Genomic DNA, 14,644 nt, shown 5'->3' on the forward strand with positions numbered 1-14,644 from the left:
GGGATCGTTTAGGGAAATTCCCCTAATTCCGCTCCCACCCCTATCGGGTGCCCTCGGCCGGTCATAGGGGTTCGCCCCGTTTCGGCGTAACGCGATGCGCTCCTAGCGTGATTTGCATTCCAACGACTGCGGATCAGCGAGGTCCGCCGGGACTCAGGAGACGATTCTCATGACACCCAATGCGATTCTGGAGTTCATCCTCGATCTGCTGCGGAACCACGAGGCCGCGGTCGCTTACTGCGCCAACCCGACCCAGGCGCTGGCCGCCGCGGGCCTGAGCGCGGTGACGCCGGAGGACATCGCCCTCTGCGCCCCCATGGTCGCGGAGTCGGCGCTGGTGACCGGCGGTTCCCAGTTGCAGTCCATCGTCGCGGCGGGCGCGCAGACCGGCGCGGCCGCCGCGGTCGGCGCCGCGAGCACCGTGGGCGCGGCGGCGGTGGCGGACGCCGGCGTCGATTTGGGCGCGGATCTGGGCGTCGATCTGGGCGCGGGTGGCGGGGTCGGCGTCGACCTGGGTGTCGGCACGGGCGTCGACGTGGGCGCGGGCCTGAACACCGCGATCGAAACCGGGCTGGAGATCGGCGCAGGTCTGGGCGCGGGGCTGGCCACCGGCCTCGACACCGTGGTGAACGCGGGCGCCGACCTCTCCGCCGCCGTGGGCGGCCTGCTCGGCGCGGGCGCTCAGGTGATCAGTGGCATCGGCGCGGGCCTCGATCTCGATGCCGAAGGGGCGGGAGACATCGCCGCCGGACTCGAGACCGGCCTGTCTACCGGTATCGGCGCGGGCGCGGGTATCGGTGCGGGCTTGGAAGGTGCGGTGGACGCGGCGGCGGGCCTGGGTGCCGGGCTGGAAGGTGCGGTGGACGCGGCGGCGGGCCTGGGTGCCGGGCTGGAAGGTGCGGTGAACGGGGCGGCGGACCTCGGCGCCGGAGTTGGCGCGGGACTGCAGGGCGCGGTGGACGCCGCAACCGGACTGACCTCGGGACTAGACGCGGCGTTGGGCGCCGGTGCGCAGGCGGGTGCTGGTCTCGGCGCGGGCCTCGGGGGCGCGGTGGACGCGACGACCGGCCTCGTCTCAGGCGTGGAAACCGCCATCGGCGGCGCGGCGGACATCACCACTGGTCTCGGCGCGGGTTTGGAAGGGGCCGTGCAGGGTGCCACCGACATTTCCGCAGGTTTGAACGCAGGTCTCGAGGGTGGTCTGGGTGCGGCGACGGATGCCACGGCAGGCCTTGGCGGAGGGGTCGGCGCGGGTCTGGAGGGTGCTGTCGATGCGACGACCGGTTTGGCGACCGGGCTCGGCGCAGGACTCGGTGGTGCCGTGGGTGGCGCGGCGGATGCCTCTGCCGGTTTGGGTGCGGGTTTCGAAAGCGCGATCGGCGGGGCGGCGGATCTCGGCACCGGCGTGGGCGCGGGCCTGGAGGGTGGTCTGGGCGCGGCGACGGATATCACCGCGGGTCTGGGCGCGGGTCTGGAGGGTGCCGTCGATGCGTCGACCGGGCTCGGTGCAGGACTCGAAGGCGCGGTTGACGCGACGACAGGTCTGGGTGCGGGTCTCGGCGGTGCTGCGGGCGCGACGGCCGATCTCGGAACCGGTGCCGGCGCGGGTCTGGAGGGCGCGCTGAACGGAGCCGGTGAGGCGACCACCGGTCTGGGTGCGCAGGCGGGCGCTGGACTCGGCGCGGGAGTGTCCACCGGACTGCATGCAGCAGCCGACGCGGGCGCGCAGATCGGGTCCGGTCTGGAGACCGGGCTGGGCGGAGCGCTCGACGCCACCGGCCAGGCGATGACCGGCCTCACCGGCGGAATCGACACCGCCGCACAAGGTTCCGGCAACCTCGCCGCCGGACTCGGAAGCAATTTCTCTTCGGCCATCGGCGGAGCGGGCAACGTGGGAACGCAAGCGACGGCGGGCCTGGAGACCGGGCTCGCCACGGGTCTCGGCGCGGCCGTGCGCACCGGAGCGGAGCTCGGCGGCGGTCTGGACAGCTCGCTGCACACCGGCGGGCAGGCCGGCGCGGGTCTCGAGTCCGGCCTCGGCGGGGCATTCGAGGCCGGGGTCCAGGGCGCGACCGGCTTGGAGACAGGCTTGTCCACCGGTCTCGGCGGAGGTCTGGACGGTGCGGCACAAGCCGGAGCCGGGCTCACCGGCGCACTCGACGCGGGTACGCAGGCCGGTGCGGGTCTGTTGGGCGGGCTCGACGCGGGTGCGCAGGCGGGCGCCGGACTCGGCTCCGGCTTGTCATCCGGACTCGATGCCGCGGCTCAGGCGGGCGCCGGTCTCGGTGCGGGTCTGTCGGGCGGGCTCAACGCCGGTGCGCAGGCGGGCTCCGGACTCGGCTCCGGCCTTTCCTCCGGAATCGACAGCGCGGGCCATGCCGGTGCGGGTTTGGAGTCGGGTCTGTCGACGGGTCTCGGTGCGGCGGGCAGTGCGGGTGCGGGTTTGGAGTCGGGTCTGTCGACGGGTCTTGGTGCGGCGGGCAGTGCGGGTGGGGGCCTGTCGAGCGGTCTGGAAGGCGCGTCGAGCGGGGGAGCGCACCTCGATTCCGGCCTGGACAGCGGCATCGGGTCGCACGCGACCTCCGGCCTGTCCTCGGGTCTCGACGCGACGGCCGGCCTCGGCGGCGCGGCGCAGTCGACCGCCGGCGGCGCGACGGACGCGAGCGCCGGACTGGCGGGCTCGGCGAGCGGGACGGCGCACGGCGCGGTGGACACCGGCGCCGGCCTCGGCGGCAGCGTCGGCTCGACCGCGCACACCTGGTCCTCGCTGGACGTGTCGAGCGCCTTCGGCTCGGGCCTGGACAGCAGCGGTCAGACCGATGCGGGGCTGTTCGGCGAGAGCCACGCGAGCACGGAGTTCAGCGGTTCCGCGGGCGCCGATGTGGGTGGCGATACATTCCTGCACTGACAGTTGCCCGGTAATACGGAAAGAGGTCCATACCGCGATGGGGACGCCTGCGCCGAACGCCACTCCACCGGCGGTACCGCTGCTCTCGGTACTCGGTGAAACCATCGCGGCGGCCCGTGCCGCGGGCCGCAACGATCTGGTCGGCCGCCTGGAAGTGGCGGCCGACCGGGTCCGCGACCCGCGCCGGCGCATCATCGTCGCCGGACAGCTGGACCAGGGCAAGAGCAGTTTCGTCAACGCGCTGCTGAACCTGGACGTCTGCCCGGTCGGCGACGACGCCACCACCACGGTGCCGATGCTGCTCGCGCACGGTCCCGAGCCGCGCGCCGAGCTGGTGCTCGCGGCGCACGGTGACTCCAGCGGCGCGGAGACCAGGGTGTCGGTGCCGGTCGCGGAGATCGGTGCGATCGACCAGCGCTCCCCGCTCGCGCAGGGCAGACGGATCGTGCGCCTGGAGGTGCAGATACCGAACGCGCTGCTGGCCGACGGCATCGTGCTGATCGACACCCCAGGTGTCGGCGGGCACGGCAACGCCCACGCCGCGGGCGTGCTCGGATTGGTGCCCGCCGCGGACGCGGTATTCGTGCTGTCGGACGCGTCGACCGAACTCACCGAGCCGGAGCTGGCGTTCCTGCGGCAGGTGCGGGAACTGTGCCCGACGGTCGCGCTGCTGCTCACCAAAACCGACCTGTACCCGCACTGGCGGCAGGTGCACGAGGCCGACCTGGGCCATCTCGCGCGGGCCCGCCTCGACGTGCCGCTGATCCCGGTGTCGTCGCTGCTGCGCGGTCACGCGATGCGGTTGCAGGACAGGCAATTGGGTGTGGAATCCGGCTTCGGCGTGCTCTACACCTTCCTGCGCGACCAGGTCGTGGCGCGCGATCAGCAGGCCACCCGCACCGCCGTGGCCCGCGACATCCGCTCGGCAGCCGAGCATCTGGCGCTGGCCCTGGGCAGTGAGCTGGTCGCGGTCCGCGATCCCGCCCAGGGCGCGGCGGCGGTGCGCGAGCTGCAATCCGCCCGTTCCGCGGCCGAGGAACTGCACCGCAGGACCGCCGCGTGGCAGCAGACGCTCGCCGACGGCATCACCGATCTGGCCGGGGACGTCGACCACGATCTTCGTGACCGCCTGCGCACTATCGCGCGCACCACCGAGGAATGGATCGATGAGCACGATCCGGGCCGCCACTGGGATCGCATCGCCGAACACCTCACCGGCACGGTCGACACCGCGCTCGGCGACAATCTGCTCTGGACCCATTCCCGGGCGATTCAGCTCGCCGAGCGTGTCGCCGAGCATTTCTCCGAACTGGGCGCCGTCGACCTGCCGGACGTGCGCCCCGGCGCGGGAGCCGACACCGGCCGCGCCGTCTCCGGCACGCTCGCCGATCTGGAACCCGATATCGGTTTCGGCAGCAAGCTGCTCGTCGGCATGCGCGGCTCCTACGGCGGCGTGCTGATGGTGGGGCTGGCCAGCACCTTCGCCGGGCTCGCGCTGCTCAACCCGATCTCGATCGGCGCGGGTCTGATCGTGGGCGGCAAAGCTTTCCGCGACGACAAGCAGGCCCGGCTGGCCAAGCGGCGCAACGAGGCGAAGGCGGCGGTGCGCCGGTTCGTCGACGACGTGGCGTTCCAGGCGGGCAAGGAGTCGAAGGACCGGCTGCACCGCATCCACCGCGCGCTGCGCGACCATTACGCGGGCGTCGCCGAACGCAGCCTGCGCTCGATCGACGAGTCGCTGCGGGCAGCGCAGGAGGCGGCGTCCATGGTCGCCACTCGCCGCGCCGAACGTGGTGCGCAACTCGAACAGCAGCTGCGTGTGGTCGCCGAACTGCGCCGCTACGCCGATGCCATGCAGACCGCACTACCGATGGGACCCGCCGGTACGGTAGCCCCGTGAGACGTGATGGTGGCCCGGTACCGGGAGTCGTCGCCGAGGCGCATCGGCTGGTCGGCGCGGCGCAGGCGGCGCTGTCGGGCGAACCGAGCGCGCGTGCCCTGCTGGCCGACTGCGCCCGCCGCTTGGATCAGCCGCTGCGGGTCGCGCTCGCCGGCTCGATCAAGGCGGGCAAATCCACCCTGCTGAATTCCCTTGTCGGACAGGACATCGCTCCCACCGATGCGACCGAGTGCACCAGGGTGGTCACCTGGTACCGCTACGGTTCGACACCCAGCGTGACCGCCTACGCCCCCGACGGCGCCCGTGCGCACGTCGTGGTCCGGCGTGGCAGCGGAACCCATGGGCTGACTTTCGACCTGGACGGGCTCAACTGGAACGCCCCGGCGGCGCGCGAGGTCGACCATCTCGAGGTCGAATGGCCGGCCGCGGCGCTCGCGCACACCACCATCATCGACACGCCGGGCACGTCGTCGCTGTCGCGCGAGGTGTCGCGGCGCACGGCGCGCCTGCTGACGCCGGGAGCGGACGACGAGCGGGCGGAGCAGGGCATCGCCATCCCGGGCGCCGACGCGGTCGTCTATCTGCTGCGCCGGTTGGACGCCACGGACGTGCAGTTCCTCGAGCGGGTGGGCGCCGGAACCGCCGCGGCCAACGGCGGGCCGGGGGCGCCCGGTCCGCTCGGCATCGTCGGCGTGGTGTCGCGGGCCGACGAGATCGGGGCGGGGCGGATCGACGCGCTGCACTCGGCGCGCGATGTCGCCACGCGCTTCGCCGGGGAATTGGAGCGGACGGGCCTGTGCCAGGCCGTGATCCCGGTCGCCGGGCTGCTCGCGTTCGCCGCGGCGACGCTGCGTCAGCAGGAGTTCGCGGCGTTCGAGACGCTGGCGCGGGTCCCGGTCGACGAGCTGAGCGCCGCTTTGCTCTCGGCCGACCGCTTCGCGCGCGCGGACGTGCCGCTGCCGGTGCCGCCGGAATTGCGGGCGCAGCTCGCCGAGCGGTTCGGGCTGTTCGGCATCCGGATGGCCGTCACGCTGATCCGGCTCGGGGTGCGCGATTCGGCCGCGCTGGCCGCCGAATTGACCAGCCGCAGCGGTGTGGACGAACTGCGGTCGGTGCTCGACGTGCAGTTCGGGCAGCGCGCCGACCAGCTCAAAGCGCATTCCGCGCTGACAGCCCTGGCCCGGGTGCTGACCGCCTACCGCGGCAGCCCGGCCGACCGCCTGCTGCCCAGGGTGCGCACCTTGCTCGCGGACGTGCACGGCTTCGCCGAGCTGCGCCTGCTCGGCCGCCTGCGCACCGACGAATTGGCGCTGCCCGCCGACGATCTCGCCGAGTTGCACCGTCTCATCGGCGGCTCTGGCATCGCACCCCACCTGCGTCTGGGTCTTCCGTTCGACGCGCCGCTCCCCGCGCAGCGCGCGCAAGCGGTGGCCGCGGTCCGGAAGTGGCGAGCCCGGGCGCGCCACCCCCTCGCCGACCAGTTCACCGCGACGGCCTGCCTGACCGCCGCCCGCAGCGCGGAGGGCACGTTGAGCGTGCTGCCGGAATGATCCAGCGCTGCCCCCTCCGAGTCCTGTGACCTGCGGTGACGATCGCACCCCGCCGCCACGGGCGGTGTAGTCGACGTGCGCTCGGGTATGCGCCCTGGTAGCGAGAGGAGGTAACGATGAGCCAAAAGGACGTCGTACACGAATTGCTCGTCCGCGCCGGCACGGGATACGCCGAGGAAGCGGGCATCACGCTCGACGACAAACCGGCCGCGCTTTTCCAGTTGCTCATGCTTTCCCAGCTGCTCAGCGCCCGGATCTCCGCCGATATCGCCATCGGGGCCACACGAGAGCTGATCGGTAGCGGCTACCGGACGCCGCACCGGGTCGCGGACGCGCAGTGGCAGGAACTGGTCGACGCGCTGGGGCGGGGGAACTATCGCCGCTACGACGAGAGCACCGCGACGCGGCTGGGCCACAACGCCTCGCGCGTGCTCGACCGCTACCACGGTGACCTACGGGAACTGGCGAAGAAGGCGAACAACGACCCGCAGCGCGCCGCGGAACTGCTCCAAGAGTTCGATGGCATCGGCCCGACCGGGGCCGATATCTTCCTGCGCGAGATCCAGGACATCTGGACCTGGGTCCGGCCGCACTTCGACGAGCGGGCCTTGCGCGGCGCCAAGCGAGTGCAATTGCCGGAAGACCCCGACCGGCTGGCGCGCCTGGCGCCGGATCACCACACCGCGGAGCTCGCCGCGGCCCTGGTGCGGGTGACGCTGGACGAGAAGATCGCCGACGACGTCCTCGCCGCCGCGCCCTGAGCGGTCCTCAATTCAGGGCGGCGCCGCAACCGCTCGGGTCGATGAGGATCTTCGCGTGCCGCTCCGGGTTGCCGAGTGCGGTGAAGGCGTCCGCCACGCCCTCCAGTCCGACGGTCCCGGTGATCAGCGGGCTCGGATCGACTTTGCCTTCGGCGAGCATGTGCAAGGTGTCACGGAACTCGCCGGGGTCGTAGCCGAACGCGAACCGCAGTTCGATCTCCTTGTTGATCGCCACCGCGGGATGGAAGCGGTCGGTTTCCATGCACACCCCGACCACCACCACGCGCGACAGCGGCGGTGCGGCCGTGATGATCTGGTCGATGACGCCGGGCACACCGACGCATTCGAAGATCACCGGCCCGGCGGGACCCGCGTTCACCGTGTGAGCCAGCCGGAAGACATACCACCACGGCAGGTTCGGTATCCGCCGCAGGCGATCCATGGTGTCGAACCCGAGCCCGAGTATGTCGGTGACGCCGTTGATCCGGCCCTTCTTCGGTGCGGCCGCCCAGGGCGACTCCGTGGCGGGGTCGACCACGACGTCCGCGCCGCAGGCGGTGGCGAGTTCACGCCTGCGCGGCGAGAAATCGCTGGCGATCACGGTGCGCACGCCCGCCGCCTTCAGCATGCTGATCACCGCCAGGCCGATCGGCCCGCAACCGATGACGAACGCGGACTGTCCCTTGCCCACCCGTCCTTTGCGTACCGCGTGCCAGGCCACGGCCATGGGCTCGGTCAACGCGGCGTGTTCGGTGGACAGGCCGTTGGGCACCGGCATGGTCATCGATTCCTGCACCACCACCTGTTCGGCATAGGCGCCGGGCGCCGCGGTGGACAGCCCGACCAGGTGCGGTTGGCGGCCGTGCCGGACGATCGGGAGCGCCACCACCGGCGTGCCCGTCTTCCACCTTCTGCGGCAGTCCGGCCCGTAATCGACGACCGTGCCGCTGAATTCGTGGCCGAGCACCACGCTCTGGTCCGAGCGCATGAAGTGCTCGTAGCCCGTGGCGGCGGCCAGGTCGGCCAGTTCGTCGGCGTGGGTGCGGGCATGCAGGTCCGATCCGCAGATGCCGCAGCGCGACACATCGATGAGCAGTTGACCCGCACCCGGCCGGGGCGCGGGCAGCTGCGCGACCTCGAACTCGGCGGCGGTGACGACGGCGGCCCTCATGGCGACTCCTCGGATCGACGGCGCACGGCGGGCGGCCAGGGCCGCCCGCGGTCACCCTACTGCGCGCGAACGTCCGTCGCGGCTTCCTCGGCCGTCCGGGGGCTCCACTGCGGCGGATCACACATCGCTGTCGGCTGCCGGGAATTAATCGCACGGATCGCCCGTTGAGCTTTTCGACAAGATTGAGTGCGATCGACTCAAGTTTCGGTTGACTCCGAGACTCCTGCGCGGCAGGATTGAGCCGACCACGCTCAGTGTTGCTGGGGCCGTGCTCCGTGAGGTGCTAGGGGCGAGGTCTCGCGGCGTCCGTCATCGGGCGTCGCAGGGCGGTTTTCGCCCGGCACCGACACACATTGGTACGTCACTTAGGAGGAACCACAATGGCTCGTGCGGTCGGAATCGACCTCGGGACCACGAACTCGGTCGTCGCCGTTCTCGAAGGCGGCGAACCGGTCGTCGTCGCCAACTCGGAAGGATCGCGCACCACCCCGTCGATCGTCGCGTTCGCGAAGAACGGCGAGGTACTGGTCGGCCAGCCGGCCAAGAACCAGGCCGTCACCAACGTCGACCGCACCATTCGCTCCGTCAAGCGGCACATCGGCACGGACTGGACCGTCGAGATCGACGGCAAGAAGTACACGCCGCAGGAGATCAGCGCGCGCACGCTGATGAAGCTGAAGCGCGACGCGGAGGCCTACCTCGGTGAGGAGATCACCGACGCGGTCATCACCGTGCCCGCCTACTTCGAGGACGCCCAGCGGCAGGCCACGAAGGAAGCAGGCCAGATCGCGGGCCTGAACGTCCTGCGCATCGTCAACGAGCCCACCGCGGCGGCGCTCGCCTACGGCCTGGACAAGGGCGACAAGGAGCAGACCATCCTGGTCTTCGACCTCGGTGGCGGCACCTTCGACGTCTCGCTGCTGGAGATCGGCGAGGGCGTCGTCGAGGTCCGCGCCACCTCCGGCGATAACCACCTCGGTGGTGACGACTGGGACGAGCGAGTCGTGCAGTGGCTGGTCGACAAGTTCAAGGCCAGCTCGGGCATCGACCTGACCAAGGACAAGATGGCCATGCAGCGGCTGCGTGAGGCCGCCGAGAAGGCCAAGATCGAGCTGAGCTCCTCGCAGAGCACCTCGATCAACCTGCCCTACATCACCGTCGACGCGGACAAGAACCCGCTGTTCCTCGACGAGCAGCTGACCCGCGCGGAATTCCAGAAGATCACCTCGGACCTGCTCGACCGCACCCGCGCGCCGTTCCAGTCCGTGATCAAGGACGCGGGCATCAAGGTGTCCGACATCGACCACGTGGTGCTCGTCGGCGGCTCCACCCGGATGCCCGCCGTCTCGGATCTGGTCAAGGAACTGACCGGCGGCAAGGAGCCCAACAAGGGCGTGAACCCGGACGAGGTCGTCGCCGTCGGCGCCGCCCTGCAGGCCGGTGTGCTCAAGGGTGAGGTCAAGGACGTCCTGCTGCTCGACGTGACCCCGCTGTCGCTGGGTATCGAGACCAAGGGCGGCGTGATGACCAAGCTCATCGAGCGCAACACCACCATCCCGACCAAGCGCTCGGAGACCTTCACCACGGCCGACGACAACCAGCCGTCGGTGCAGATCCAGGTGTTCCAGGGTGAGCGCGAGATCGCCTCGCACAACAAGCTGCTCGGTTCCTTCGAGTTGACCGGCATCCCGCCGGCCCCGCGCGGCGTGCCGCAGATCGAGGTCACCTTCGACATCGACGCCAACGGCATCGTGCACGTCACCGCGAAGGACAAGGGCACCGGCAAGGAGAACACGATCAAGATCCAGGACGGCTCCGGCCTGTCCAAGGAGGAGATCGATCGGATGGTCAAGGACGCCGAGGCGCACGCGGCCGAGGACAAGGCCCGCCGCGAGGAGGCCGAGACCCGCAACCAGGCCGAGTCGCTGGTGCACCAGACCGAGAAGTTCATCAAGGAGAACGAGGAGAAGGTCCCCGCGGACGTCAAGACCAAGGTCGAGGCGGCCATCGCCGAGGCGAACGAGGCGCTGAAGGGCACCGACATCGCCGCGGTCAAGGCGGCGGTCGAGAAGCTCGCGACCGAGTCGCAGGCCCTCGGCCAGGCCATCTACGAAGCCTCCGCCGCGGACGCCGCAGCGCAGGGCAACGGCGCGTCGAGCAGTGCGCAGGACGATGACCAGGTCGTGGACGCCGAGGTCGTGGACGAGCCGGTCGACACGGAGAAGAAGTGAGCGAGGGCAACGCCGAGAAGGAGCCGGTCACCTTCGTCGACAACCGGAAGATAGATCCGGAGACCGGTGAGATCAGGCAGCCGGCCGCGGACAACGGCGCCGCGGCCGCGCAGGCCCCGGAGGCGGGCAACGGTGCGGACTTCGGCAACGGCGACGCGCTCGCCGACACCATCAGCGGCGAGCTCGCCGAGCGCACCGCCGACCTGCAGCGACTGACCGCGGAGTACGCCAACTACCGGCGCCGGGTCGAGCGCGACCGCAAGGCCGCGATCGATTCCGCCAAGGCGTCGGTGGTCACCGAATTGCTCGGCGTGCTCGATGATCTCGACCGGGCCCGGGCGCACGGCGACCTGGAGTCCGGCCCGCTGAAGTCGGTGGCCGACAAGCTGTCGGCCGCGCTGCTCAAGCAGGGTCTCGAGGAGTTCGGTTCGGAGGGTGAGCCTTTCGACCCGACCCTGCACGAGGCCGTGCAGCACGAGGGCTCCGGCCACGACCCGGTGATCGGCATTGTTATGCGCAAAGGCTATCGCTTCGGCGATAGGGTGCTTCGGCACGCGCTCGTCGGGGTAACCGACGGCGTGGCCGATCTGACGGAGAACGAGAACCAGCCGACCGAAGAGGCATCGGATGTTGATGCCGGCGCGAACGAACAATAAGGACGCGAGAGGAGGAGATGCTCGGTGAGCCAACGGGAGTGGATCGAAAAGGACTTCTACAAGGAACTGGGTGTTTCCTCCAGCGCCTCGCAGGACGAGATCAAGAAGGCCTACCGCAAGCTCGCGCGCGACTTGCACCCGGATGCCAACCCCGGTGACGCCAAAGCCGAGGAGAAGTTCAAGGCCGTCAGCGAGGCGCACGCCGTGCTGTCGGATCCGGCCAAGCGCAAGGAGTACGACGACACCCGCAAGCTCTTCGCGGGTGGCGGCTACAGCCGCGGTGGGTTCGGGTCCGGCGCGGGGGGCGGCTTCTCGCAGGAGTTCAATCTCGGGGACATCTTCGGCGGCGCGAGCGCCGGCGACGGTGGCCTCGGCGACCTGCTCGGCGGTCTGTTCAACCGGGGCGGCGGCGCGCGGACGTCGAGCCGTCCCCGGCGCGGCGCCGACGTGGAGACCGAGACCACTCTCGGTTTCCGGGAAGCGGCCCAGGGCGTCACGGTTCCGCTGCGGATGACCAGTCCGTCGCCGTGCACCACGTGTCACGGCAGCGGCGCCAAACCGGGCACGAGTCCGCGAGTCTGCCCGATCTGCAACGGAACCGGCATCGTCAGCCGTAACCAGGGCGCGTTCGGCTTCAGCGAGCCGTGCGACGAGTGCCGGGGCAGCGGGTCGATCATCGATGACCCGTGCCTGGACTGCCAGGGCAGCGGTATCCAGAACCGCACCCGCACCATCACGGTGCGGATTCCTCCGGGAGTGGGTGACGGGCAACGGATCCGGCTGGCCGGGCAGGGCGAGGCGGGATTGCGCGGGGCGCCCTCGGGCGACCTCTATGTCACCGTCCACGTCAGCCAGGACAAGGTTTTCGGCCGCAACGGTGACGACCTGACCTTGGTGCTGCCGGTCAGTTACAGTGAATTGGTTCTCGGCACCACGGTTTCGGTGCCGACGCTGGACGGCCGGGTCGGCGTCAAGGTGCCCGCGGGCACCGCCGATGGCCGCACCCTGCGGGTACGCGGCCGTGGCGTGCCCAAGCGCGGCGGCGGCGCGGGTGACCTGCTGGTGACGGTGAAGGTCGCGGTGCCGCAGAGGCTCGACGGCGACGCCGTCGAGGCGCTGCAGCGCTACCAGGAGGCGGAGCGGGCCAGCGGCTTCGATCCACGTGCGGGATGGGCAGGTGCGTGATGTCCTCGGAACCGAAGAACGCGTCCGGCGGGTCGCGGGCCGAGTTCTTCATGATCTCGGTGGCGGCCCAACTGGCCGGCATGCACGCGCAGACGCTGCGCACGTATGACCGTCTGGGACTGGTCACGCCGCAACGGACTTCGGGTGGCGGGCGGCGCTATTCGGCCCGGGATGTCGAGCTGCTGCGCGAGGTGCAGCGGCTGTCCCAGGACGAAGGCGTCAACCTGGCGGGCATCAAACGCATCATCGAACTGACCAATCAGGTGGAGGAGTTGCGCCAGCAGGTCGCGGAACTGTCGGCCGAACTGGAGCGGACCCGGGCCGGATACCGTCCCGATCTCGTCCCGCAGCGCAGTACCGCGCTGGTCGTCTGGCAGCCGCGACACCGTCGCGAGGACGGTCAGCGCAGACGATAACCGACACGACGACGGCCCCGGCCTCGGTCGCACACCGCGACCCGACGCCGGGGCCGTCGTCGTTGGACGGCGCCGCTCCGATCATTTGCTGAAAATAAGCTGGATTATGTTCGACGGAAGGGCTGCGGCGGAGTCTATTTCGTTGTCGAATCAACTGCTCCTTTTCGCCATAGATTTGTTTACGGAACGCGATCGGTTTGCCGGTTTCGCGCATCGTGCACCGTTCGATGTGTTGCCCTGAAGTCGCTAGAACAGACCAACCGGGACGTATTTCACCAAGAGGCACTTACCATTTCGGTGTGCAGGCGACCGATTTAGCGGCAGATCTACGGTCTTTCAGTCGGTTTCTCTGGCGTGTCTCGCTAAATATCCTGGTTTCGGGGAAATTGCACGCGTGATGTTCCTTCGAAAGATTCCGTTGCTGGCAAACCTCGCCTACACTCCTTGCCATCGGCTGCTGTCGAGTGGCCCCGCAGCACCTCACTCGCCGGCATGGTTCGTGAACGAGTGCGAAATGGGGTTGTGAGATCAATGGATTCACGCACTGTCGCTTTGATCAGAACTACGTTCAAGGCGGTTGCTGCGGAGGATGGGGGGCCGGAGAAACTGGCGAGATCGTTCTACGCGATCTTGTTCACCGACTACCCGCACGTCCGCGATTTCTTTCCCGCCGCGATGGACTTGCAGCGCGACCGCCTGGTCAAGGCGATCTCCTATGCGCTGGACCGGTTGGAGGAGCCCGACAAACTGCTGCCCTTCCTGGCCCAGCTCGGTAGGGACCACCGCAAGTACGGTGTGCAGCCCGCGCACTACACCGCTGTCGCCACCGCGCTGAAGACCGCCGTGAAGGTCTTCGCGGGCACCGAGATGTGGACCGACGAGGTCGACCGCGCCTGGGACGAGGGCCTGAAGATCATCGCCGACACCATGATCGGCGCGGCGGAGAAGGAGACCACGCCGTCGGCGTGGACCGGCACGGTGATCGAGCGCCGGGAGGTCCTGCGCAACCTCGTCATCGTCCGGCTGCAATTGGACCAGCCGATGCGCTACGCCGCGGGCCAGTATCTGAGCGTGCAGATCCCGTCGCGGCCGCGCATGTGGCGCTATCTCTCGCCCGCCGTGCCCGCGAACGCCAACGGCGAGATCGAGTTCCACGTCCGGAGCGTGCTGGGCGGCTGGGTCAGCTCGGCCATCGTCGGCCAGACCGTCGTCGGCGACCAATGGCTGCTCGGTTCGCCGCTCGGCGGTCTCGGGGTCCCGCGTAACGCCAAACGCAAGATGCTGATGATCGGCTGCGGCACCGGAATCGCGCCGCTACGCGCGCAACTCATGGCGATGGCGATGCGGCGCACCAATCCGAAGGTGCACCTGTTCGTCGGCGGGCACCACCCGTGCGACCTCTACGACCTGGAGACGCTGAGCAAGCTGGCGATGGCCAACCGCTGGCTCACCGTCACGCCGGTGAGCGAGCACGAGGAAAACCCATGGTGGTACGCCGAACCCGACGAACCGCGCACCACCTGGCCCGGCCTGGAACCGCGGGTGACCGGCCAGATCGGCAAGGTCGTCGCGAGCTTCGGCGCCTGGTCCGACCGCGACGTCCAGATCGCCGGTTCACCCTCGATGGTGCAGACCACCAAGTTCCGCCTCATGGCAGCGGGGACGCTGGCCAAGAACATCCGCCACGACCCGTTGTATTGAGGCTGTGTTTGTTTTTCCAGCGCCTGCGGCGCTGGGTGTTCGCGGCCCCCTTATGGCTCGCGTTTGCGCGACCGCCGCTTGCGACTTCGTCGCGTACGCGGCGGCCCCCCCAAAGCCAGCCCGGCCCCGGAACCGCCAAACACCGGGAGGCGGAGCGCGAGGGTG

Annotated in this window: 10 protein-coding genes; 9 read left to right on the top strand and 1 reads right to left on the bottom strand. The window is 69.9% G+C overall.

The features are described from left to right. Positions 1-169 precede the first annotated feature (169 nt). The 4 genes from ACWEKR_RS25495 (at position 170) to ACWEKR_RS25510 (ending at position 7,119) form a co-directional block, all read left to right on the top strand. On the top strand, positions 170-2,908 hold the full coding sequence (locus tag ACWEKR_RS25495; protein ID WP_452356601.1) for an IniB N-terminal domain-containing protein: 2,739 nt from the start codon (positions 170-172) through the stop codon (positions 2,906-2,908). Between the two features lie 37 nt (positions 2,909-2,945). Then, on the top strand, positions 2,946-4,808 hold the full coding sequence (locus ACWEKR_RS25500) for a dynamin family protein (protein WP_452356602.1): 1,863 nt from the start codon (positions 2,946-2,948) through the stop codon (positions 4,806-4,808). Continuing rightward, complete coding sequence (locus ACWEKR_RS25505) at positions 4,805-6,358, top strand: dynamin family protein (RefSeq protein WP_452356603.1); 1,554 nt, start codon at positions 4,805-4,807, stop codon at positions 6,356-6,358. The genes ACWEKR_RS25500 and ACWEKR_RS25505 overlap by 4 nt, the downstream gene beginning before the upstream one ends. Before the next feature lie 116 nt (positions 6,359-6,474). After that, positions 6,475-7,119, top strand: coding sequence for an endonuclease (locus ACWEKR_RS25510; RefSeq protein WP_452356604.1), 645 nt, complete (start codon positions 6,475-6,477; stop codon positions 7,117-7,119). Between the two features lie 7 nt (positions 7,120-7,126). Here the strand turns inward: ACWEKR_RS25510 and ACWEKR_RS25515 are convergent, their stop codons facing one another. Beyond that, positions 7,127-8,290: a zinc-binding dehydrogenase gene (locus ACWEKR_RS25515; protein ID WP_452356605.1), complete on the bottom strand. Its 1,164-nt coding sequence runs from the start codon at positions 8,288-8,290 to the stop codon at positions 7,127-7,129. A gap of 380 nt (positions 8,291-8,670) precedes the next feature. Between ACWEKR_RS25515 and dnaK the strand changes: the two genes are divergently transcribed. From dnaK to ACWEKR_RS25540, 5 genes are all read left to right on the top strand, one after another. After that, positions 8,671-10,521, top strand: a complete 1,851-nt coding sequence (gene dnaK / locus ACWEKR_RS25520; RefSeq protein WP_195084354.1) for a molecular chaperone DnaK — start codon at positions 8,671-8,673, stop codon at positions 10,519-10,521. Continuing rightward, positions 10,518-11,177 (top strand): nucleotide exchange factor GrpE, encoded by a 660-nt coding sequence (gene grpE, locus ACWEKR_RS25525; RefSeq protein ID WP_452356606.1) that lies wholly within the window; start codon positions 10,518-10,520, stop codon positions 11,175-11,177. Before dnaK ends, grpE begins: the two co-directional genes overlap by 4 nt. A 24-nt stretch (positions 11,178-11,201) precedes the next feature. Next, a complete protein-coding gene (dnaJ, locus tag ACWEKR_RS25530; RefSeq protein ID WP_452356607.1) occupies positions 11,202-12,362 on the top strand; it encodes a molecular chaperone DnaJ in 1,161 nt (386 codons plus the stop codon). Then, positions 12,362-12,778 carry a heat shock protein transcriptional repressor HspR gene (locus ACWEKR_RS25535; protein ID WP_159846052.1) on the top strand — a complete coding sequence of 139 codons (417 nt, stop codon included), beginning with the start codon at positions 12,362-12,364 and terminating at the stop codon, positions 12,776-12,778. Before dnaJ ends, ACWEKR_RS25535 begins: the two co-directional genes overlap by 1 nt. 531 nt (positions 12,779-13,309) lie before the next feature. Continuing rightward, positions 13,310-14,479, top strand: coding sequence for an FAD-binding oxidoreductase (locus tag ACWEKR_RS25540; RefSeq protein WP_452356608.1), 1,170 nt, complete (start codon positions 13,310-13,312; stop codon positions 14,477-14,479). The last annotated feature ends 165 nt before the right edge of the window (positions 14,480-14,644 follow it).

The organism is Nocardia sp. NPDC004573, assembly GCF_053602135.1.